Source organism: Dyadobacter sp. OTU695 (assembly GCF_038440355.1).
Taxonomy (GTDB): Bacteria; Bacteroidota; Bacteroidia; order Cytophagales; family Spirosomataceae; genus Dyadobacter.
This window is the reverse complement of the sequence record NZ_JASATN010000001.1, coordinates 924,417-947,328: the sequence shown is the minus strand read 5'-3', so window position 1 is coordinate 947,328 and position 22,912 is coordinate 924,417. Positions and strand designations below refer to the sequence as shown.

11 protein-coding genes are annotated in these 22,912 nt (G+C 53.4%); 4 read left to right on the top strand and 7 right to left on the bottom strand.

What is annotated here, in order from left to right:
- Positions 1 to 72: 72 nt before the first annotated feature.
- A complete protein-coding gene (locus tag AAHB90_RS03975) occupies positions 73 to 1,143 on the bottom strand; it encodes a ligand-binding sensor domain-containing protein (RefSeq protein ID WP_342083610.1) in 1,071 nt (356 codons plus the stop codon).
- Positions 1,144 to 1,362: 219 nt separating this feature from the next.
- Here AAHB90_RS03975 and AAHB90_RS03970 point away from each other — a divergent pair, with 219 nt between their 5' ends.
- Positions 1,363 to 1,623: a type II toxin-antitoxin system Phd/YefM family antitoxin gene (locus tag AAHB90_RS03970; protein ID WP_342083609.1), complete on the top strand. Its 261-nt coding sequence runs from the start codon at positions 1,363 to 1,365 to the stop codon at positions 1,621 to 1,623.
- Positions 1,605 to 1,886, top strand: coding sequence for a Txe/YoeB family addiction module toxin (locus tag AAHB90_RS03965; protein WP_342083608.1), 282 nt, complete (start codon positions 1,605 to 1,607; stop codon positions 1,884 to 1,886). The genes AAHB90_RS03970 and AAHB90_RS03965 overlap by 19 nt, the downstream gene beginning before the upstream one ends.
- A 1,091-nt stretch (positions 1,887 to 2,977) precedes the next feature.
- Here AAHB90_RS03965 and AAHB90_RS03960 read toward each other — a convergent pair.
- Genes AAHB90_RS03960 through AAHB90_RS03945 form a run of 4 tightly spaced genes read right to left on the bottom strand, consistent with a single transcriptional unit; the run spans position 2,978 to position 10,739 of the window.
- On the bottom strand, positions 2,978 to 3,754 hold the full coding sequence (locus AAHB90_RS03960; protein ID WP_342083607.1) for a DUF6250 domain-containing protein: 777 nt from the start codon (positions 3,752 to 3,754) through the stop codon (positions 2,978 to 2,980).
- The gene (locus AAHB90_RS03955) at positions 3,751 to 5,133 is read right to left on the bottom strand and encodes an arylsulfatase (protein ID WP_342083606.1); all 1,383 of its coding nucleotides are present in this window, start codon (positions 5,131 to 5,133) and stop codon (positions 3,751 to 3,753) included. Before AAHB90_RS03955 ends, AAHB90_RS03960 begins: the two co-directional genes overlap by 4 nt.
- A gap of 26 nt (positions 5,134 to 5,159) precedes the next feature.
- Positions 5,160 to 7,412 (bottom strand): RagB/SusD family nutrient uptake outer membrane protein, encoded by a 2,253-nt coding sequence (locus tag AAHB90_RS03950; RefSeq protein ID WP_342083605.1) that lies wholly within the window; start codon positions 7,410 to 7,412, stop codon positions 5,160 to 5,162.
- A gap of 15 nt (positions 7,413 to 7,427) precedes the next feature.
- Positions 7,428 to 10,739, bottom strand: coding sequence for a SusC/RagA family TonB-linked outer membrane protein (locus AAHB90_RS03945; protein WP_342083604.1), 3,312 nt, complete (start codon positions 10,737 to 10,739; stop codon positions 7,428 to 7,430).
- A 392-nt stretch (positions 10,740 to 11,131) separates the two neighbouring features.
- Here AAHB90_RS03945 and AAHB90_RS03940 point away from each other — a divergent pair, with 392 nt between their 5' ends.
- On the top strand, positions 11,132 to 13,846 hold the full coding sequence (locus AAHB90_RS03940; protein WP_342083603.1) for an exo-rhamnogalacturonan lyase family protein: 2,715 nt from the start codon (positions 11,132 to 11,134) through the stop codon (positions 13,844 to 13,846).
- Positions 13,847 to 13,998: 152 nt separating this feature from the next.
- On the opposite strand, the gene AAHB90_RS03935 is transcribed toward AAHB90_RS03940, so the two are convergent.
- Positions 13,999 to 15,015 (bottom strand): glycoside hydrolase family 43 protein, encoded by a 1,017-nt coding sequence (locus AAHB90_RS03935; RefSeq protein ID WP_342083602.1) that lies wholly within the window; start codon positions 15,013 to 15,015, stop codon positions 13,999 to 14,001.
- A gap of 91 nt (positions 15,016 to 15,106) precedes the next feature.
- Entirely contained in the window at positions 15,107 to 19,324 is a 4,218-nt protein-coding gene (locus AAHB90_RS03930; RefSeq protein WP_342083601.1) for a hybrid sensor histidine kinase/response regulator transcription factor, read from the bottom strand.
- A 353-nt stretch (positions 19,325 to 19,677) separates the two neighbouring features.
- Between AAHB90_RS03930 and AAHB90_RS03925 the strand changes: the two genes are divergently transcribed.
- The gene (locus AAHB90_RS03925; RefSeq protein WP_342083600.1) at positions 19,678 to 22,902 is read left to right on the top strand and encodes a SusC/RagA family TonB-linked outer membrane protein; all 3,225 of its coding nucleotides are present in this window, start codon (positions 19,678 to 19,680) and stop codon (positions 22,900 to 22,902) included.
- Positions 22,903 to 22,912 lie beyond the last annotated feature (10 nt).

Below are 22,912 nucleotides of genomic sequence, written 5' to 3'. Positions count from 1 at the left end.
CCTACAGCAACAGCCCGGCAATCAGCGTGATTGCCGGGCTGTTGCTTGTCGACCCGACACGCTATCGACGAATCATTTACCTTTAAAGTCTTTAATTGTCTTACCATCATAACGGTACACGCCCCCCAAAGAGCCAAACCAGATGCTGCCGTCGTTAGCCTCCATCAGCCCGAAAGTCATCTGTTCATTAGCTTTATAGTCCGAATCTATTTTGGTTGCCACCGGCTTTTTATCCGACAAGGATTTTACATCGTAGCGCGAAATGCCCCATTTGCCGCTAAACGTGCTTTGTGAACTCGTCCAGATATTTCCCGCCCGGTCTTCATAGACAAACCCTACAAAATCGTCTGTAAAATTGGTAAATGTACTGCCATCGTAACGCCACAACCCATCCCCGCCGGCCAGCCAGACATTTCCCCTCCTGTCTTCCATGATCGTACGGACGTTTGTGAACGTCTGCCCCTCATGCCTGATGACGGTAAATGCTTTTCCATCAAAAATGCGGGCGTCGCCTCTTGTCCCAAACCAGAACTTCCCGTTTTTATCCTCGATGATCGAATTGACATCATCGTGGTCATCCGGCGGAAGATCGCCGTTCTCAAGGCCCGTAAAAGGCCACGCGCCATTCATGCGGTAATTTTGAAATTGCTTCCCGACTACCTGTCCCGGATCGAAGCGACTCGCCCCTGTCAGCGTCCCAAACCAGATACGGCCGGATTTGTCTTCATAAATATGCGGCACCCGATTGTCGATAAGCCCCTCGGCCGTCGTAAAATGCCGGAATTTCTGTCCGTCCGCCTTTTTGGGATCATATTGATAAACGCCCGAACCGATCGTGCCGAACCAGAGGTTGCCCTGCCTATCTTCCAAAACCGAAAAGAAGCGAGCCGAACTCACCTGGTTGGTGATGTTCGTAAACGAATTGCCATCGTACCGGAAAATTCCATCAAATGCAGCAATCCAGATATTCCCATTCCGGTCCTGAATAATGTTACGCGTAATGCGCTCGGGTCCGTGCGAAGTGACGGTGCGCATAGTGTCGGAAATACTCCCGCCTTTCGGCAGGTTCGTCACATTTTGCCCCTCACACAGCGCGCAGGAAGCCACCACCAGCAATGCAAACAGGTATAAACTTTTTGCCATTTCTCTATTGGTTATCAAGGTTTTTGGCAAACATACCGGTTTTTATTCGGGCGTGTTCAAAGGACTTGTTAACGATGGTTAATGAAATGTTAAAGTTGATTGGGGCGGGTATTTGGTTGCTGTTGCATGCCTGCGGCATTCTGGCATTAAATTTGGACAGCAGGGGGTTGTATCGTAGTTGCCTTCTGCCTATCTTCGTGTACACAAAAAGGTACACCCATGCGAATCATATCAGCAAGAGAATTTCGGGGAAAACAGAAGGATTATCTGGATTTGGCCGAGACGGAACGAGTGATTATTCACCGGGGAAAGAACAAGAAATCAGTTTTACTCACGCCTCTCGATGAAAGTATTGAAACTGATGTCTTCTTTTCGGACCCCAGGATTCTGAATGCCATTAAGGAGGGCATTGAGGATGTCAAGGCCGGAAGAGTGACTTCCATCCGCGACCTCAAAAACATATGGTCAGATATTTTGTAACAATTTCTGACAAAGCAAAAAAAGACCTTTCACTTCTATATAAGACCGGGGACAAAGCGCTGATCAGGCGCATTAGTCGGCTCTTTGAAGAGCTCGGAGAACATCCGTACGATGGTATAGGCAAGCCAGAACCGCTTAAACACGACCTCGCCGGATTGTGGTCAAGAAGGATAGACAAAAAGCACAGGCTTGTCTACCAGGTTATTGATCAAACCATTACCGTCCATGTGATCGCAGCAAAAGGTCACTACGATGACAAGTAATATCATCCTACCAGATTATATGCCTACTGCATTCACAGTCCCTAATGATAGTGCCCTCAGGCAGGTAACATTGGTAGTGAATTGACGAAATCGTGAAACACCCAAGGATAAATCCTTTCAATCAGGCAGCGTCGGGCATCTGAGCATTGTATTCAAAGCAAGTAAAGCCGTCTAACGAATGTTACATGCTTACGGCATTCACGAATGAGCTTAATTCTATCGTTCTACCAATATCACATCGCTAACGCGATTTGGTATTTTGCATGATAGTGCCGTCAGGCACGTAACATTGGTAGAAAAAGGGTGCCCCCTCACTTCCACCAATCCCGGAGGGATGTAACGGCATAACGAAAGGAGGTTGCACAGAAGGCTACATCATTCCATGGCAAGACAAAAGCCAGATAATTTGTATGATTATCTGGCTTTTATCTTTGTATACGGGATGCCGCCCCTCATTCACTCAACACGCTGGAAGAAAAATACCACCTCCTTGCAATGATTTAAAAATGTCCCAAAGGTCATCTATCCTGTGGTCAAGCAAGCCAGCGACCGCTTTTCATAATGATCACGAACTGAGTTCATGAAAGGATTCCCGAGGTCAGTTTGGAGTCGTAAAAGCTTAACTGATGACAATCGTCCCAGGGATAACCTCAAATTGAATGCAGTCTTTGAATTGCCATTCAAGATACCCTTCAAAAGTGTACGTCTTAAATATCTTACCATTTGGATATCGCATCTTAACGGTAATCGATTCACGCATTTTCGATGGATAGCTTTCCATTCTGCCGCTCCCCCTAAATGTGTAGACGAGCTTGGTCAAATTGTGTCTGAAACAATAAGCCAGACTTGCATTTAGAAGCGGTAAAACCTGCCCTTGATAGGACCCAGCGTCGAATTCCAGTTTTTTCATTTTGATTTTTTTTATTTTCCCAAAATAAGAGACTAAGTCACTCATATTTGGTAAACAATGTTTACTTTCATGACGAATCTTCTCTGCCTGTACCAAGATTATCAGAACGAAAACTTCTTTTTACCGGAACGTCTCACACTGAAAGAAATACCAGAGAATAGGAGTAATGTTTACGGTTTACTTACTTCGGTCGCCAAACCCGAAACCCACCCACTCCATGCCGCGCCGCGGTAGACCGGAACCCAAACCACCCCTTTGTCAGCGGGGACGCGTCCGCAAAATCAAACAACACATTCCCATCCACCGAAAAAGTAGTCCGCCCGTCAACGACGGTTATAACAATATGGTAGGTATGATTTGCCTTCAACAGATGCCCGGAATCCAGATATTCCTTCAACAATGGCTTCGTCCCATCCCCGCGATATTTTCGAAAACGCGTGGTCGTATTGCCGTTCCCGCCAAATCCGACATAGTAAAGTGAAAGCGAATCATAACTTTCAAACTTTCCTTGCCGAGTAAACAGATTTGTATCAAGTGGGTCAGTCGCCATCCAAAATTGGTTCAGATCCGATAGCCGGTCGTTCTGCCCGGAGTCGACGAGCACCGTCCAGTCATATTCAATGCGGATATTTCCTTCCAGCCGGGGCTTGAACCATACGGTGACGCCTCCGGCAGTGTTCAGGATCAGTCGGCCATTTTCAGTCAGCACCTCCGAATGCCTGCCCGCTACCGGCTCGATTTCCGGGTGCCAGCGGGTCGTGTCCAGTTCGCCGGTGAAGTCGTCGGAATACAGTAGCTTTCCTTTCGGCATATGGGCTACGTTGCTGCCAGCTGTCTGCCGGATTGCTGTTTGGGCATGAACTGGTTGCCCACCCTCGGGCTGCGCATGGGCATGAATATAAAAGAGCAGCGCAACGCCCAGCGCTGCCCTGCCTGTTGGCTTTAAATATCCCTTCATTTTACCTCCACCGGCCAGAACGGAGATTCTGTCCGGCTGGTTTTCAGATAGTTTTCAATGCTGGCGATCACATCCGGATGCTGCGCTGCTACATCGTTCGTTTCGCTGATGTCCTTGTCCAGATCGAACAGTTCCAGCCTTCCTTTGGCTTTCACAGCCTTCCATTTCCCGTAGCGGACGGCCTGCTCGAATCCCCTTTCAAAAAATTCCCAATACAGAAAACGCGGCTTCGCGGCGGATTTGCCTTTGATGGCCGGCAACACGCTGGCGCCGTCGGTGCTGTACCGCACTTTCGACCCGGCGATGTCCGCAAATGTCGGCATAATGTCGGCGAAGTAGGCCGGTTCCTTGCTCACCGTGCCTGGTTTTACCATTCCCGGCGCCCACACGATCATCGGAACGCGGATGCCGCCTTCGTACAGGTCACGCTTGTAGCCGCGCAGCTGGCCGTTGGAGTCGAAAAACTCGGCGACGGCGGTTTGCTGTGGGGTACCTTCGGAGCGCGGGCCGTTGTCGGAGCAGAAGAAAACAATGGTGTTTTTCGCTAAGCCGCTTTCGATCAGGCACTTTTTGATGCGCCCCACATTCTCGTCGAGGTGATGCACCTGGGCGCCGTAGATTTTCATATCCTGCGGCCAATTTTCCTTCTGGAACACCGTGCTGTCCACAGCGTCGAGGGGCGAATGCGGGCTGTTGTAGTTAATCATCAGCACAAAAGGCTTTTTCGACCCGCGCTGTGCCATCATGAATGCAATGCTTTCGTCAGTCGTGAGGTCGTCGGCGTAGTAGCCTTTCCGGCCGTTCTGGTTGCGGTCCACGTTTTTGAGCTCCCCATTGATATACCGTTGCGCGGGCCAGTAGCCGTTGGCATAAGTGCCGGGGTAGGCAATCAGCCAGCCCGAAAACTGGTCGAATCCGCGGTGAATGGGTGTGGCGAGGGTATCGTAGCCGTCCAGGTGCCATTTACCGGTGAGCGCGGTGGTGTAGCCCGACTGCCCCATCAGCTTCCCGATCGTGAAATCCTCAGCGGTGAGGTTGGTCCTGCGAACGGTCTGCTTGCCTTTGCTACCTGCAATACCGCCGCGGATGGTCGCATTCCCGCGAATGGTGGTATGCCCCGTGTGCAGCCCGGTAATGAGCACGCTGCGGGAGGGCGAGCACACGGGCGCGCCTGCGTGAAAGTCGGTAAATCTCATGCCTTCTTTGGCCAGTGGATTGATGTTCGGAGTACGGAGGAGTTTCTGGCCATTCACACCGAGATCGCCATAGCCGAGATCGTCGGCAAGGATAAAAACGATGTTGGGCCTTTCAAACGTTTGCCCCATAGCCCGGGCGCCGACCAACATGAGCAGCACCCATGTATTTAACCTTTTCAGCATCAGCATTTTATTTGTATTTCAAAAAATCAATTGTAACCCGGGTTCTGGTAATTCCGGATGGCGTCGGTGCTTAGCGGTGCGCCTTTTTCGTCGGTCAGCATGTTGATGTACGACTGCGGGAACGGCTTGAATGTATCCTTGGCGCGGAAAACACCCTTGCCGTTGCCATTCTGCCCGTTCGCATTCACCGGATTGTCGGCCACGGGCCAGTTGCCGGTTTTGGACGATGCGAGCTGATTGTGGTGCAGCACGCGTTCCAGCTGAATGCCTGCATGGTGGATGCCCTCGTACACAATCTGTTCCGAGTTGAATTCGCGCGAGTATTCGTTGTAAATAAAGTGAATAAATCGCTTCGCAGAACTGTTCGCCTCAGGTGGATAATTTTCCAGCCGCGATTTGTCCGAAGCACCGTCCCAGTACGACACATCGACTTTGATTTTAGCATAAGTGTCCATCGCGGCAGCGTAAGGATAGCTTTTTTCAGCGGCCGTGAGGTTTTCCGATCCCGGATATAACCTCGCCAGCACCTCCGCACGACTTTCGCCGGTTTTGTAAGCCGCACGGGCACGCAGCACATTGATATCCTCGATCGCCGCCGCATAATTGCCCTGCCTGCCATACACTTCCGCACGGATCAGGTAGGTTTCCGCCAGCCTGAATATCGCCACATCACGCGTCCCGAAGTGGTTGTCCACCGTACTTCGGTTCGGGTCGATAAACTTACGCGACGACGGCCGGATCGTACGACCGATCAGCAGGCCGGTGTTGGAAGACAAGCGGTCGACGCCCGTTTTGCGATAGTAATATTCACCGCCCTTTTTCACCCAACGCGGGTACAACACATAAGGCTGGGCCAGTGCCTGGTTAATGTCGATGGCGGTTTCTTTGGTATTTTCCAAAAACACCAGCCCCAGGTCGCCCTGCCCTACTTTCCGTTGACCGGCCACTGCCTTGCGCCCGCCCCATGAAGGACGGTTGTAACCGGCCTGAATGTTGGTGTTGAAATAATTGGCCTCCTCAGCCGTCCACGCCAGCGACTTGTTGTTGGCATCGGTATAAGCCAGACCAGGCCCGTCCTGCAAGCTCGCATTGTCGAACGAGGCGCTTTGGTATTCGATCTGGAAGCTTTTTTCGAAGCGGGAATCATTGATTTTGTCTGTAAAAACATCATAACCCCAGTCGGTGGGCAGAAAGCCCGTGCCTTTGCGGAGGCCGTAGGCCCAGGTTTTGGAAGGAATGTTCCAGGCCGCATTGGTATAATCGCAGGTAAATGCGGCGGTGGTACGCATGCCGTAACGGCCATTGTCGAGGTTGTTGCCGTATGAGGCTTGCAGGATGATTTCCTTATTGCTTTCGTTGCTCCAATCGCCGCGCGCCGTTTTGAACAGATCCCAGTAATTGGCTGCCAGACCGCCGAACTGCCCGCCGTTGGACAATGCATACGCGTCGATCACTTCGGTCGCGAAAATGCGGGCCGAATCCAGGTCAGCTGTCCCCTGGCCTTTGAAAAGCAGTCCCAGATGCGCATTGGCGTCCGCGGGATTGACGGTACCGTCGGCATTGCGGTATTGTTTGAATTCCTGGCCCTGCGCCCGTTGCAGGTACAATTTGGCGAGCAAATGCGATACAGCACCTTTTGTAATGCGCCCCCGCTCGGCCTGGACTGCAAGCAAATGCTCATGCGCGAAGCGGAGATCGGCGATGATGCGGCTGTACACCTGCGCCGAAGTCGATTTTGGAAAATTGAAAACAGCTGGCAGGGAATTGTTGCTTCGTAGCGGCATAGGCACGTCACCGAGCTGTGTCACGAGCATATAGAAGGTCCATGAACGCAGGAAATATACCTCGGACAGCCGCTGGTTAGCATATTGCTTGTCCGAGCCAAATTTGCCCGGCGCCTTTTCCGTAATGATCTCGATAGCCTTATTGCAGTCATTAATAATAGGATAACTCCCGAGCAGCTGCGTCGCGTAATAGCCCATCAGGTTATTGGCATAGCTGCCCGCCTCACCCGCAGGCGCCCACACGGCCGGGCTGATCGTCGCCCAGTTGTTGTCGGTTGGCTCGGTGATGTCGGTGCCGGTTTCAAACAGATAAGGGCCTTCCATGAAACCGTATTTCCAGCGAAGGGTATTGTAGGATGCTACCACAAGTTCCTCGGCGCCTTTTTCGGTTTCAAAATAGTCCTGTGTAATGGTTGACACCATTTTTTCTTCCAGAAACTCCTTGCATGAGCTCAGCGGGAGCAAAAAGAGAATGGGTAAGATGTATTTTTTCATCGGTAGAAATGCTTGTTAAAGGGTAATTCTAAGTCCCAGCACCAGGCTGCGGTTCAGGATGGTGTTGTTCGTCTGCCCGCCCGACTGCGCGCCTCCGGTGGTATCCCAGCCGGTGAGATCTTCGGGGTTTAACCCCGCTTTCACAGCCGCTCCGCCCCACATGAACGGGTTCAGCACTTGCGCGTAGATCTGTGCGCTGCCGATTTTATAACGATCTGCAATGGCCTGGTCGAGCGTGTATGTCAGCGACACATTGCGCAATGCTACCAGCGAGCCGTTCACATAATTGCGTACATAATTATAGTTGGTAAATGTCGCCGTGGTCGGTTGGGGATAGGTTGCCCCGGCGTTGGTCGGGCTCCAGGTGTCATTCTCAACCCGGCGGCCATAGGTCTGTAATGCGCCATAGTACAGGTTGTTCATGCGCGCTTGCAGCAGGAAACTTAGTTCAAAGTTTTTGTAGCCAAATGTGTTGGTCAGACCTGCGGTCCATGACGGGCGGTTGCTACCGAGAATCGATTTGTCGCTGTCGTTGATCGTGCCAAACCCGTTATCCAGGTAATTCACCACCTCGCCGCTCGCCAATGTCACCGATTTGGAACCGTTTGCCCCCTCTCCCACTTGCACCAGCGGCTGGTCTTTGACTTTCACCTGGCCCGGCAATGCGGTAATGTTGCCGATCTTCTTGTATAATTCGATCAGGCGCAGGTCTTCGGGCGTGTTCTGCCAGAGACGGTCGTACTGATAATCGCGGAAAACCGAGATCGGCTGACCGATGTACCAGCCGTTGGCAAGGTCGTCGGTAGCACCGTTGGTCAGTTCGAGGATCTTCTCGCGGTTCGCCGACCAGTTTAAATCGGTTTTCCAGGTAAAATCCTTTTGATGCACATTCACAGAGGAAATAGTTATTTCAATCCCCCGGTTTTCGGTTTTGCCCACATTGCTCAAAATGCTTGTGTAACCCAGCACCGGCGGGATCGAGCGTGACATCAGCAAATCGCTTGTCTGGGCCTTATACATTTCTATCGAACCTGAAATCCGGTTTCTCAGCAAGCCAAAATCCAGACCAATGTTCTGCTGCGCCGTTTTTTCCCAGCGCAATGCACTATTGGGCATTGTTGCCGACTTGTAGCCGGCATATTGCGTTTCGTTGAAAACGTAGGCCGCGCCGATAATGGAACCGCCGGTTGAATAGGCCGCTACCGAAGAATTACCCGTGCGGCCCCAGCTGTACCGGAGCTTCAACTGGCTGATCCAGTCGATCTGCTTCACAAACTGCTCCTCTTCCAGCTTCCACGCCAATGCAGCCGACGGGAAAAACTCCCATTTGTTGCCTTCGGCGAGCACAGAAGCACCGTCCCAACGGCCGGTGACGGTCACCAGGAAGCGGTCGAGCAAACCGTAGTTGATACGTCCCATAAAGGACGCCAGCGCCGAACGGCTGTACGAGGTCCCATAGCCCATCGGATTGCCAATCGCGTTCGCTGCGAGATTGTACCATTGCGACGACGGGAAGGTTATGCCCTGGGCGCGGATGTTGATGGAATTGTTGGTGTTCTGCTGCAAGGATTGCAATGCGGTCACACCCAAATGATGTATGCCAAACTGTCTATCGAAAAACAAAAGGTTTTCCAACGTCCATCCGAGCGACTTGTTGTGTGAATTATAACCGATCAACGGCGCGGTGCCTACTGCGCTGAATGGGTTGGTATAATTTGCGCCATAAAAAGAGCCATACTCCTTATCGCTGTACTGCGCCCCGAATTTGCTCGAAAATTTCAGCCAGTCGGTGAAACGGATCTCGGCATATACATTCGAAAGCAGCGAGGCCAGCTTATGCTCGTTGGTGGAATTATTGATGTTCAGCAGCACATTGTGCGCCGACAAGCCTTCCCGGTTGGTGTTCAATATCTGGCCGTTATCATCGAATGCGCGTGCATAAGGCATGAGCGCGAGCGCCTGTCCGTAGGAGTCCTTGGCGCCGCTGTTCGATGCGTTTTCGGATGTTCCGTAGTTCTGCAACGAGTACACGCCATTCAGTGCCAGGCCGACTGTCAGCCATTTTCGGGGTGTAATGTCTCCTTTCAGATTGAGCGAATAGCGATTAAAATCCTGGTCTTTCAGCGTCCCCAGCTGATTGAGATAGCCCAGCGACAAATAGACCCGCGACTTATCGGTACCCGACGAGAGCGAGAGCAAATGGTTCTGCGTCCGGCCGGTACGGGTCACCAGGTCGCCCCATTTCTGGTCGAACAGGTTGGCGGCGTTATAAACCGGTACCTGTGCGGCATAGCCGGCGGCCTGCTCCTCAGTGGTAGCGGCCCGGAGTTTCACGGTGCCGTCTTCGTTCCACTCGTAAGCGGTGCGAATGCTGTTGATCCCATATTCCTCGCCGCCGCCAAATGTTTGAATGTCAAAATTCGGGTCGGGCGCGGTGCCGTATTTGCCGGTGTAGGTACCGCCATTGATATGCGCCTGCCGCTGCCAGTTCAGGAGCTGCCCGGCGTTCATCCAGTCGGTCATCGAATGGATTTTCGTTGAAGTGTAGCTGACATCGTAGCTGATATTGGTCCTGCCTTTTTTACCTTCCTTGTAATTGATCAGGATCACCCCGTTCGCACCGCGGGAGCCATAAATGGCTGTGGCAGAAGCATCTTTCAGAATTTCGACGGAAGCAATGTCGTTCGGGTTAATGGCGGTCACCTCGCTGGCCGAGAGCGGCACGCCGTCGATGACATAAAGCGGTTCGTTGGAGGCATTGATGGACCGGTTACCTCGGATGCGGATCTGCCCTACCTCGCCGGGGCGCTGGTTGGTCGTAATATCGACGCCCGCTACTTTGCCCTGCATGGCCTGCACCACGTTCTGCACAGGCCTTTCGCGGATCTGCGCTTCGGAAAGGCTCGAAATCGCGCCGGTCACATCGCTTTTCTTCTGCGTTCCGTACCCAACCACCACGAATTCGTCCAGCGCCTTTGTGTCCGAAAGCAACACCACGTTCAGCTGCGATTCGTTTTTCACGGCAATCTGCTGTTGCACATAACCCACAAAAGAAAATACAAGCTCTGCACCTTGCTCAGGGACAGCGAGTTCAAAATTTCCCTTTTCGTCGGTAAGCGATCCGCGGGTGGTACCCTTGATAACCACGCTCACGCCAGGTAGCCCCTCACCCTTGTCGTCTTTGACGGTACCCTTCAATGTCCTTTCGGCACTGCGGACACGGGCTGCGGCTGCCGGGCGCTTCGTGTCGGCGGGCTTCGCATGCACCACGACCGACGCCCCCGCCAGGCAGACGACGATGCTGAGATGATAAAAAAGTTGCTTCATAAAATCGGTGACCTGTGGTCGCTGGTGTTGGTACTCATTGAGATTTTTTTGAATTATTTGAATAAAGCATCCCCTATCCGTGCAGGGCGGTTCTACACGGGAAGGAATTGTCTGCAAATGCACCGATATGTTGCGATCATGTCGGCTCTGCTGACGAGTTCAGCTTATTTTGGATTATTAAATGCGGCTGACAAAATCCTATGAAACATGCCCAATTTCACCAATTCATCAACTATATATTCAAAATATACAATTTTATAGATTAATTGTAGGATCGACACAAAAGTATATAATCTATTTAATCTACAATACCGATATACTAAAAAACTTTTATAATTTGCCATCTCATAGCATTGCGGCAAGCACGTAAAAAGCCCTTATCCTGTATTGACATGAAGAAAGTAACGCGCAGAAAATTTGTAAAAAACTCATTGATAGCCGCCGCGGCAGCCGCATCCGCCAGACATCTCGCCGTGAGCCCCGCTCTGGCGTCATCTGCATTAGCGCCTGTTGCCCCGCTGCATTGGCTCGAAAAGCCCGGCGCGCCTGTGCAGGGCGCTACCTGGGGCGTACCCTGGCCGAAAGGGGCCGTGAAGGCCAATAGCGGGTTTGCGCTGCTAGCCGACCGTGTCGAGAAGCCCATTCAGAGCTGGCCCCTCGCCTACTGGCCCGACGGCACGCTCAAATGGACCGCGCATGCGCTCGCACACACGGAAGCCTCGCAGGATAACTGGTCCATTCAACCCATTCAAGCCAAAAAGCAGTCGGATAAGCTACTGATCGCGGAAACGGCATCGCACTTCAAGGTCGATACCGGCAAGCTGCAATGCGTGATTGCAAAAGATGGGAATGCATTGTTCGAAACGCTTTCCGTTGAAAACAACACCACTGCCACTCGTGCACGTCTGGTGCTGCTGGTGCAGCAACAAAGCGCTGATGATGAAGAGACGAGCTTTTCTGTAAATCGCCTGGAGGGCAAGATTTCCAAACTGACCGTTGAGCAAAACGGCCCTGTCCGGGCCGTCGTGAAAGTGGAAGGCAGCCACGCAGATGCAAAACGCCCATTGTTGCCATTCACCATACGGCTTTATTTTTATGCTGAAAGCGAGTCGGTGCGGCTGATGCATACCATTATTTATGATGCCGACGAAAACAAAGATTTCATCCGCGGCATCGGCATTCGGTTTGATGTCCCTTTTCAAAACCAGGCGCTGCATAACCGGCATATCCGCTTCGTAGGCCAGAACGACGGCATTTTCGCGGAAGCCGTACGGGGGCTCACCGGCCTGCGCCGCGACCCGGGCAAGGCATTCACCGAAGCGCAGGTGGCAGGCAAAGCAACGCCCGGCAACGAGCAACTGCCGGATAATGTATCCAAAAGACTGCCATACATCCCCGCGTTCGGCAGCTTTACGCTTTTCCAGCCTACACCCGACGCATTTGAAATACAAAAACAAACCAAACCGGGCCATAGCTGGCTGCAATCAGCCTACGGGAAACGGTCGGCGGGGACGGGCTACCTGGGAACGCCGGCGGGTGGGATGGCATTCGGCATCCGCAACTTCTGGCAAAGTCACCCCGCCCAGCTCGATATCCGCAATGCCGACAAAGAAAACGGTGAAGTGACGCTCTGGCTGTGGGCACCACGCGCGGAGCCGATGGATATGCGGTTTTACCACGACGGCATGGGTCAGGATACCTACGCCGAACAGCTCGAAGGGCTGGAAATCACTTACGAGGATTACGAGCCGGGCTTCGGTAGGCCTTACGGCGTGGCGCGCACGAGCGAAATACAGCTTTGGGCTTTACCGGCTACACCAGACAATGCGGCACTAGCGGGCATTGGGCGACAGATCCAGTCGCCGCCGGCGCTGCTCCCTACTCCTGCTTACCTGGCGGCAACCGGCGTTTTCGGCGGCGCATTCAGCCTGCCCGACCGCTCTGTGCCGGCCAAAGAAAAGATCGAGAAACAGCTCGATTTTTATTTTGATTACTACCAAAAACAGGTGGACGAGCGGCATTGGTATGGTTTCTGGAACTATGGCGATTTCATGCATTCCTACGACACCGACCGCCACGTGTGGAAATATGATGTCGGCGGCTTTGCCTGGGACAACTCCGAGCTATCGACCGACATCTGGCTCTGGTACCATTTCCTCCGCACCGGTCGCGCCGATGCGTTTCGCCTGGCCGAAGCCATGACGCGCCATACGGGTGAGGTGGACGTGCACCATCTCGGCCCGTTCGCGCCACTCGGGTCACGGCACAATGTGATGCATTGGGGTTGCAGCGCCAAACAGCTGCGCATCAGCACTGCTACCAACCGGCGGTTTTTCTATTATCTCACCGCCGACGAGCGCACAGGCGACCTTGTGCGCGAGCAGATCGACGCCGTGAAAACCTTGCAAACCATCGTTCCGGTACGGAAAGTAAATGCCGCCGCGCCTAAAAACACCGAAAACTCCGACTTTGCCACCGTATCCTTCGGTACCGACTGGGGTGCCATAGCCAGTGCCTGGCTCACAGAATGGGAGCGCACGCAGAACAAGGCCATCCGCGACAAACTGCTCAACAGCATGCGCACCATCGCCGCCCAGCCGCATGGCTTTTTCACGGGATCATCTTTGTTGAACCTTCATACCGGCGCATTCCAACGCGAACCGGCCGGGAAAATTTCTGTATCGCACCTGAGCGCCGTATTCGGCCTGGCGGAAATATGCTACGAACTCACGGGGCTGGTCGATGATAAGGCATTCAAACAAGCCTGGATAGACTATTGCCGCCTCTACAACGCGACGCCGGAGGAGCAGAAAGCCGCATTGGGAGAAAGCCTTAAAAAGCTGAATTTACAGCAGGGGCACGCACGGCTCACTGCATTTGCCGCAAAAGTTACGGGCGATAAAAAGCTGGCCCAACGTGCCTGGCAGGAGTTTAATCGCGGGCAGGGCGGCACCCGCGAGCTTATCGACCGTACCATGCTCATTCAGGCACCGGATGTTTTGAATCCGTTGGAGGAGGCGCCTGGTATCTCCACCAACGGCGTTGCGCAATGGAGTTTGGCCGCCATGCAATGCCTGGCGTTTGCGGGAGATGGGATTGGGGGATAATGTGGGGTATCGTGTGCGACGGCTATTGTACTCATCCGACCCATTACTCGACTAGTCTGACGCCGAACGGATCCGGCAGGGGAATGCATTGCGGCAAGCTTTACCGGAAAGTGACCAGGCCGAAAAAGCGGAGGGTAAAGATAGAACCTCTTTTAGTTCCCCATCTGCGAAAGATCCCACTGATCCCGCCATTCGATCAGCGGCTGCCCGACCTCAAACCGGATGGGCAGCCATATGTAGCGGCTGTCTTTCAGGTCGGAAGGCTTCCAGATATCGGCCATAAAAATAAATGCGTCTTTCCTTCCCGCCACGGGGAGCACGTAGGTGGATTGCCCCCCGAAGGTGAGCTCGGATTTGAGCCCGCGCATGGGGTCGCCGGTATTTGTCCATGGGCCAAACAGCGAGCGGGCTACGTGAATACTCGCCTTGTTGGGAGCCCAGCCCGTGCAGCCGCTGGTGATCAGATAATATTGATCCCCGCGACGAAAGAGTGCCGGCGCCTCGCGGTGATTGCTAAACAAGAGCGAATCCTTCGGTGTGGGCGACAGATAATCGGCGGTAAGCTCGCAGATACGCAGGTCGTAGTTTTCGCGGGACGAGTAAATGTGATAGGCCTTCTGATCGTCATCGACGAAGAGCCCCATATCGCGCGACATGTTGCCATTGGGGCGGAAGCTCTTCTGAAACACAAATGGACCGGTAGGCTTATCGCTTACCGCCACGGCGGCTCGCGCGGCTTCGTAACCTTTCCCTTTCAGTTCGAGGTGAAACCACATGACGTATTTTCGCGTCTTTGCATTGTAAATTACCTTCGGACGCTCGATAATGCAGCCCTGGACAATGTCGCTGGTGGAATCCTGACTCGTGGCCAGCGCCAGTCCTTCATATTTCCATTCGTGCAAATCTTTGGAGGAATACACATTTACCCCTTTCGATTCTTTCTCACCGCGGATTTCGCCATACCAGTAATACACCTTGTTGCGGTAAAGTACGCCTCCGCCATGCGCATTGATCACATTGCCGTCGGTATCGGTCCATACGGCGCCTGGCTGGAATTGTTTATCACCGGTCGTGTGGCTGGCAGTGCTGTCGATAGTTTCGGCATCGGCATACGCAGGGGCACCGCCGAGTGCAGCGCAAATCAGGAATGGGTTCAGGAATTTGAGCATTGGAATGTCATCATTGGTTTTGGAATGACAAAACTAGCCCGCACTTCCCTTCATGGACGGGTATTTTTCGGCAACTAGGAGGTGTTTTTGATCAATCCCATTCGTCCTTATCCGCCACAATATGGTCGGCGTAGCCTTCCCTTCCTTCCCTATGCAGCTTCGCGTACTGAGACGGACTGCTTCCGTAAAGTTTCTGAAATGATACACGAAAGTTCTTCGGGTCTTCGATACCGACCTGGAATGCCACCTCCGAAATGCGTATATGCGGGCTTTTCAGTAGCTGCGCCGCGCGTTTCAGGCGAATGTCTTTGATGAACTCGATCACCGACTGGCCCGTCAGGCTTTTAATCCGCCGGTAAAACACCGACTGACTCATGGCCATTTGGCTCACCAGCGCCTGTACATTAAATTCCGGGTTAGTGAGATTCGTCTCGACGATTTTCATAGCCTTTTCCAGGAAAAGCCGCTCCTCGTCAGGTATCGCAATGCTGGCGGGTTGAAGCAGGATCTGACGCTGGTAGAAGTCCTTCGAAATGTCCCGGTTCCGGAGCAACGTGCGGATTTTGGCCGATAGCAACTGCACATTAAACGGTTTGGCAATGTAGTCGTCGGCCCCGGTGCTCAGCCCTTCCAGTTCCTGCACGGCGGCAGCGCGGGCAGTCAGGAGCACCACCGGAATGTGGGCCGTTTTGGGATTGTGTTTAATTTTTTCGCAAAGCTGCAAACCATTGAGTCCGGGCATCATGATGTCGCTGAGTACGAGGTCGGGCTGCAAATCTTCCATCAGTTCCCAGGCCGACGCTCCGTCGCCGACCAGCGTCACCTGGTAATGTCCCTGAAAAACACCTTTCAGATATTCCCCGAGATCCTCATTGTCTTCTACGATGAGCACCTTGCCGCCCTGCCCCGCCAGTGGCGCCGGCCCTCCCGCGATGTCCGGTTCCTGACGGGCATACAGCGGTTCGGCAGGCCGCTCGCGGGCGATTTCGGCGTCGGTAAGGTGTGCGCTTCCGAAAGGCAATTTCACGGTGAATGCGGAGCCTTTGCCCACCTCGCTGAGGACTGTAACTTCGCCATGATGCGCCTGCGCGAATTCTTTGACCAGCGCCAGGCCGATTCCCGTTCCGACCATATCCGGCCCCGTGTGGGTGGCCTGGTAGTAGGGATCAAAAATCTTATCCAACTCGCCGCCTGCAATCCCTGAACCAGAGTCCGAAACGGTCATTTCCAGATAATTATCGACTATCTCCCTCCCGCTCCACACCGCATCTCTTTCCGGCTGTCCATGTACGGAAACCTGCAACTTCACCCTGCCATTGGACGGCGTGTATTTGAATGCGTTGGATAGCAGGTTAGTCAGAATGATTTCCAGTTTATGGGGGTCAAAAAACAGGAACACAGGATGGCCGGGTACCTCAAAAACATAATCAATACTGCATTCACGGGCTTTCGCGGCGAAAATCTGGTAAATCTCCGTGACAAACCCGGTCGCATCCTGCTCGCTGGCCGCCAGGCTCACATAGCCCGATTCCGCCTTCTTGAAACTGAGCAGCTGATTGACCAGGTCCAATAGTTTGCGGGTCTGGCGGTGCATGAGCGTCACTTTCTCTTTCATGGATTCGGAGCCGCTCATGGACGCGATAAATTCTTCCATCGGTCCTAGGATGAGGGTCAATGGCGTCCGGAACTCGTGGGAAACGCTGGTAAAGAACTGCGTTCGCATTTCGGCAATCTCCTTTTCCTTCTCGACCTGCAATTGCTGTATTTCCAGTTTGTTCTTCAGTTTGATCCGGCTGGTGGCCACCCGCTTGTAAAGCAGTAGCGCCCCAACGGCCATCACCAGGTAAATACCATATGCCCACCATGACAGGTACCAGGGAGGAAGAATCCGTATCCTCAATGTAGCAGGCTCTGCCGACCACACGCCGTCACCATTGCTGGCCTTTACTTTAAATACATATTCGCCCGCCGGCAAATTGGCAAAGCTTACGATCCGCTGGTTGGCAGGCAGGTATACCCAGTCGCTGTGAAAATTTGCGAGCATGAATGCGTACCGTTGCTTTTCCGGTGTGAGGTAGCTCAGCCCCACGAATTCAATGGAAAATTCATTCTCGGAAGCCCTGATCTCCGCACCTTCCGCACTGTTGAATGGCCGCCGCACCATGGAGGTACCCATTTGCTCTCCTCCCCCGGTACCTTTGTTCAGCACGCTCAGGCCCGTAATCCTCACAAGCGGAGGAGTCGGATTAGATGCGATATCCCCGGGATCGAAGAAAGTGACGCCGTTGGTCCCGCCGAAATACATCGTGCGGTCCTTTGCATTAAACGCGGAGCCGATTTTGAACGAATTGCTTTGCAGCCCGTCCCCTACCCGGTAATGCCATACGGCGCGATTTGCGGGATTGAATTTGTAAAGACCATCCGACCCTAGCCACAAATTTCCCTCACTGTCTTTCAGAATACTCTCAATGTCGTTAGCCGCTACCTGTCCGTCGTAGCGCTCGACCAACATTTTGCTGCCCTTTCGCCGGATACAATGCAGGCCGCCACCGATGGTCCCGACCCATACCGAACCATCCTGATCCCTGAGCAATGGCCAGGCATAGTTGACTTTGAGACTGTTGCCGTTTCCCGGCTCATGCTTAAAATGTGCCAGCATCACGAGTTTGTTCCCATCGAGCCGGAGCTGCAACACGCCCGCATTCCTCGTGCTGACCCAGATCACGTCCGAACCAGGCTCACAGATCACGTAGCTGCACTCATCACTGGCTATGGGGCTATTGTTTTTATTGAAATTGGCAATGAGCGCCCCATCGGAATTGTACAGGAATAGCCCTGCGCCGACGCCTGCCGCCCACACGCGATGCTTTGCGTCTTCCGCCAACCGTTCGATGCTCACATAAGAGGATGGATAAGGGTCCGTTTTGAGTGTACGGATAATTTTAAAACCATTCTGGCGATCAACCAGGTGCAGACCTGCATACCGCGCACTGACCCAGGCATAACGGTCGGTAATCAATATGGCCGATACATCCACGCCGCTGTTGCCCCCGCCCGCCGAGCGATGCATCAGATTTTGATACTTGGCCGTCACCGGATCATAAATGGATAGCCCATTACGGGTACCTAGCCAGATCAGCCCCGAATATTCGTCTTTCGCGATGGCATTGACATAGTTATTAGCGAGCGAGGTAATGCCCTTCTGCCGGTACAGATGCCCGAAAGGTTTCGGGTTCAGATGAAGCCGGTTGAGCCCGCCCGAAGATGCGGCCAGCCAGAGATTGCCGAAAGAGTCCTGGGCAACCTGGTGCACCCGCGATGAGTTGATACTGCCCGGTGCGTTTTCATCCGGCAAAAACACTTGAAAATCGACGGCGGAAAGGGATTGCAGATCGTCGGGAACGTGCCGAAGCATCACCAAACCGAAGTTGGTCCCGATCCACAGGCGGCGGTACGAATCGCTGGAAATGCATTGGGTACCACGAAAATTGTAGGGCATACGGTCGAATGTAATCGCATTGCCCGTTCTCTGGCATTGATATAGATACTGGTCGGAGGCGATCCAGACGCGTCCGGACTCATCCTGGTACATGGCGCGGATGTCCGGTTCGGAAAGGGTGGCTACCGCTACCGCGATGCTCGCGCCGGGCGCCAGCACCCAGAGGCCTCTGCCCATTGTGCCGATCCAGATATGCCCGGACGTGTCGGGCAGCACATTCAACGCATGGTATGCGCGTGCGGATGTGAGCGGAATTTGCGACACGGCAACAATGCGGCGGGCTTCGTCGAAGCGAATCTTTACCACACCGAAATCGGCCGTGGCCACCCACAGGTTACCGATCCGGTCGCTGGCCATGGAGCGAATGCTGGTTTGGCAAACCAACCGCCGGGAGCCGGCTCCTATCTCGTCCGAAAACGCTTCCTGAATGCTGACGAACGCATCCGCCTGATAAAAGTAAATGCCCGAACCCTCGGTACCCGCCCAAATCCTGCCCGCCCCATCCACATGCACGACCTGCACCCGGTTGGCGGACGTCCCCGCCGCGTTCACGGCCGGAAGGTTATATGTGCTCAACTGGTAGCCATCGTACCGGTTGATCCCATTGTTGGTCCCTACCCACACAAATCCCTGGCGGTCCTGGGTAACCGCCATGGCGTCGCTGTGCGCCAATCCGTCGTTGACCGTCAGGTGATCGAACTTGAAATTTTCCGTTGCACGCTGTGCATTTACAGCCGCGCATGCGGCCATAAAAACCATCAACCAGGCGCCCCGCCGCACTACCTTCGCTATCATATTACTTCTTTCCATTCCAAGAAATATACCAGGGTGTCCGTCTGAAAACCGCCTTAGGCCTAAGAAATTACTAATTGTACTTTGCTAACAGAATGTTTACATGAATTTTGAAAAACACCCTGTAATTGACGAAAAACACCCCTTCAATACGCCGCACAGAACCTAAATTTGAACTATTCTTATGATTAGTTGTGACTTCCTGGCGTATGGGCAAAAATTGTCTAAAAGTAAGAACTGCCTCATAACACAAAGTTAACAGCAATCGAAAAAGATGGAACCCTGCCACCAATTTAAAAAGTGTAAATATGACAAGAAACTAGCCCTAGCCTCACACCCAACCTCAAACGCCTCACATTAAACCCATCTCCATGATGAAAAAAAAGCTACCTGATCTGCGCAGGTTTTTGTCCTGCGCCTTATTCATTTTCGTCTTAACCGCCGCTGCCGCTCACGCGCAGACCGTATCGGTTTCGGGCAAAGTCCGCGACACTCAGGGCCCACTGCCCGGGGTCAGCATTTTGGCGAAGGGGACCTCCACCGGGACCATTTCCGACGCCAGCGGCGACTACAAGCTCAATGTAGCCCCCGACGCTATTCTGGTTTTTACTTTTATCGGTTATGAACCTACCGAAATCAATCTGGCGGAGCGCCAGGCGGCTTCAAAGGGTGCGCTTAACCTCGACGTCACGCTGAACAGCCAGAGCAGCAATCTGGAAGAAGTAGTGGTGGTAGGTTTTGGTACCCAGAAAAAGGTCAACCTGACCGGCGCCGTAGCCAGCCTGGATGCGAAGGCGATCGAAAACCGCCCCGTCCGCAATGCGACCCAGGCATTGCAGGGTCTTGTAACGGGCTTGAACATCTCACAAAACAATGGCTCGCTAGACAGCAACCCGAGCATCAACATCCGTGGCACCGGAACCATCGGAAACTCTTCGTCGAGCCCGCTGATCATGGTGGACGGAATGGAAGGCTCGCTCAATGCTATTAACCCCCAGGATATCGAAAGCATTTCGGTATTGAAGGATGCCGCCGCTGCTGCCGTGTACGGCTCGCGGGCCGCATTCGGAGTAATTTTGGTGACGACCAAAAGAGGGAAGTCCGGCAAGCTGTCGATCAACTACAACAATAGCCTGCGCTCGACGACGCCCGTGCTGATGCCGAAAATGATGGATTCCTACACTTTCGCATTGTACTTCAACGACGCGGGCCAGAACGGCGGCAGCGCGCCCCATTTCAGTGCCGAGCATTTGCAGCGCATTAAAGATTATCAGAATGGCACCATTAGCACTACCACCATTCCGAACCCTACCAACCCATCGGTTTGGGCGGATGGCTATGCTTCCGGTAATGCCAATGTGGACTGGTACGAGGCTATGTTCCGCAAACGCACGCTTTCGCAGGAGCACAATTTCAGCCTGAGCGGCGGAAACGACAAAACGCAGGTTTACCTCTCGGGTAACTACATGGGCCAGCAAGGGCTCATGAGCTTCAACCAGGACGATTTTACCCGCTACGGTGCCACCGCGAAAATCAATACCAAGCTGACCGATGAGTTGTCGGTAAACTACTCGACGCGCTTCATCCGCGAAGATTACAACCGTCCGTCCCAACTGACCAACGGTTTCTACGAAAACCTGGGACGTCAGGGCTGGCCGACATTGCCGCTGTACGACCCGAATGGCAATCTGTTCAGCTCGCCTTCGCCGGCATTGGGAATGGACAAAGGGGGTAAAGACCGCAACCAGACCGATTTCCTTTACCAGCAACTCCAACTGGTGCTCGAACCTGTGAAAGGATGGAAAACTTTCGGCGAGATCAACTACCGCACCCGCAACGACTTCCGCCACTGGGATGTACAACGCACCTACAATTATGACGTGGCAGGTAACCCGGTGCTTTATAGCCGTAATTCCGAGGTGTACGAATATGCCAACAAGGAAAACTACTTCAATGCCAACCTGTATTCGGAGTACAACCTGACATTGGGCCAAAAGCATTTCTTCAAGGTAATGGGCGGCTTTCAGACCGAGCTTACCAAGTTCCGCAACCTGAGCGCCACCCGCAACGGCATTATGGTGCCCGAACTACCGACGATCAACACGACCAACGGAACCGACGCGAATGGGCTTGTGGTAGCCCCTGCCGTGAGCGGCGCTTATCACCGCTGGGCAACAGCCGGCTTTTTCGGACGCCTTAACTATGATTACGACGGCAAATACCTGATCGAAGGGAACCTGCGGTATGACGGCTCGTCGCGATACCGTGCTGCACAACGCTGGACGTTGTTCCCGTCCGTGTCGGTGGGATGGAATATGGCGCGCGAAAGCTTCTTTGCCGACAACATTTCATTTATCAACAACCTGAAATTCAGAGGATCATACGGCCAACTGGGTAACCAGAAAGCCGCGGATGGGTCGACAGACTTCTATCCTACCTACGTGACGCAGCCTATCGGCACCGCCAATGGCGCCTGGCTGATCGGCGGTGCCCGCCCGAATACCGCAGGCGCTCCCGGCCTGATCAGCTCGACATTGACCTGGGAAACGATCAAGAGCTACGACCTGGGGCTTGATTTCGGCCTGCTGGGCAATCGCCTGACCGGATCATTTGACTGGTTCTCGCGAAAAACCGTCAATATGGTCGGCCCCGCACCTACATTGCCGGACATCCTCGGAACCGCTGTTCCCAATACCAACAATACCGACTTGAAAACCAATGGCTGGGAATTTGAGATCGCCTGGAACGACCGCCTGAAAAACGACCTGGGCTATAATGTGCGCTTCCTGCTCTCGGATTACCAAACCACCATTACGAAATACCCCAACCCTACCAACGACCTGGCCAGGTACCGCGAAGGACAAAAAATGAACGATATCTGGGGATACCAGACCGTCGGCATTGCAAGGTCCCAGGAAGAAATGGATCTTCACCTGGCCAGCCTGCCTAATGGTGGTCAAAGTGCATTCGGCTCGCAATGGGCAGCCGGCGATATCATGTATGCCGACCTGAACGGCGACGGTGTGATCAACGAGGGTGCCAACACGCTGGCTAACCCCGGCGACAAACGCCTGATCGGTAACAGCACGCCCCGCTACACATTCGGCGTAGATATCAACCTTGACTGGAAAGGCTTCGATTTCCGCGGCTTCGTACAAGGTGTGATGAAACGCGATTTCTGGCAGGGAAGCTACTTCTTCTGGGGCGCTACCAGCAACATCTGGTTCTCGACGGGCCTGGTGGAGCACGAAGACTACTACCGTGCCGATCCTAACCACCCGTTGGGCGCCAATGTGGACTCCTACTATCCACGCCCCATTTTCGGCAGCGGCAAAAACCAGCAGACCCAAACCGGCTATTTGCAGGACGCTTCCTACATCCGTCTGAAAAACATTCAGCTCGGTTATACCCTGCCGTCGGCGCTCACCAAAAAGCTGGCGATCCAGAAGCTCCGTTTCTACATCTCGGGCGAGAACCTACTCACAGGGACGAAAACAGCCAAAATGTTTGACCCGGAAACCATCGACGGAGGCTCGGGCGGAAGTGTTTACCCATTATCGAAAGTATACGCCGCGGGCCTCAGTTTAACCTTCTAAATCAGTCACA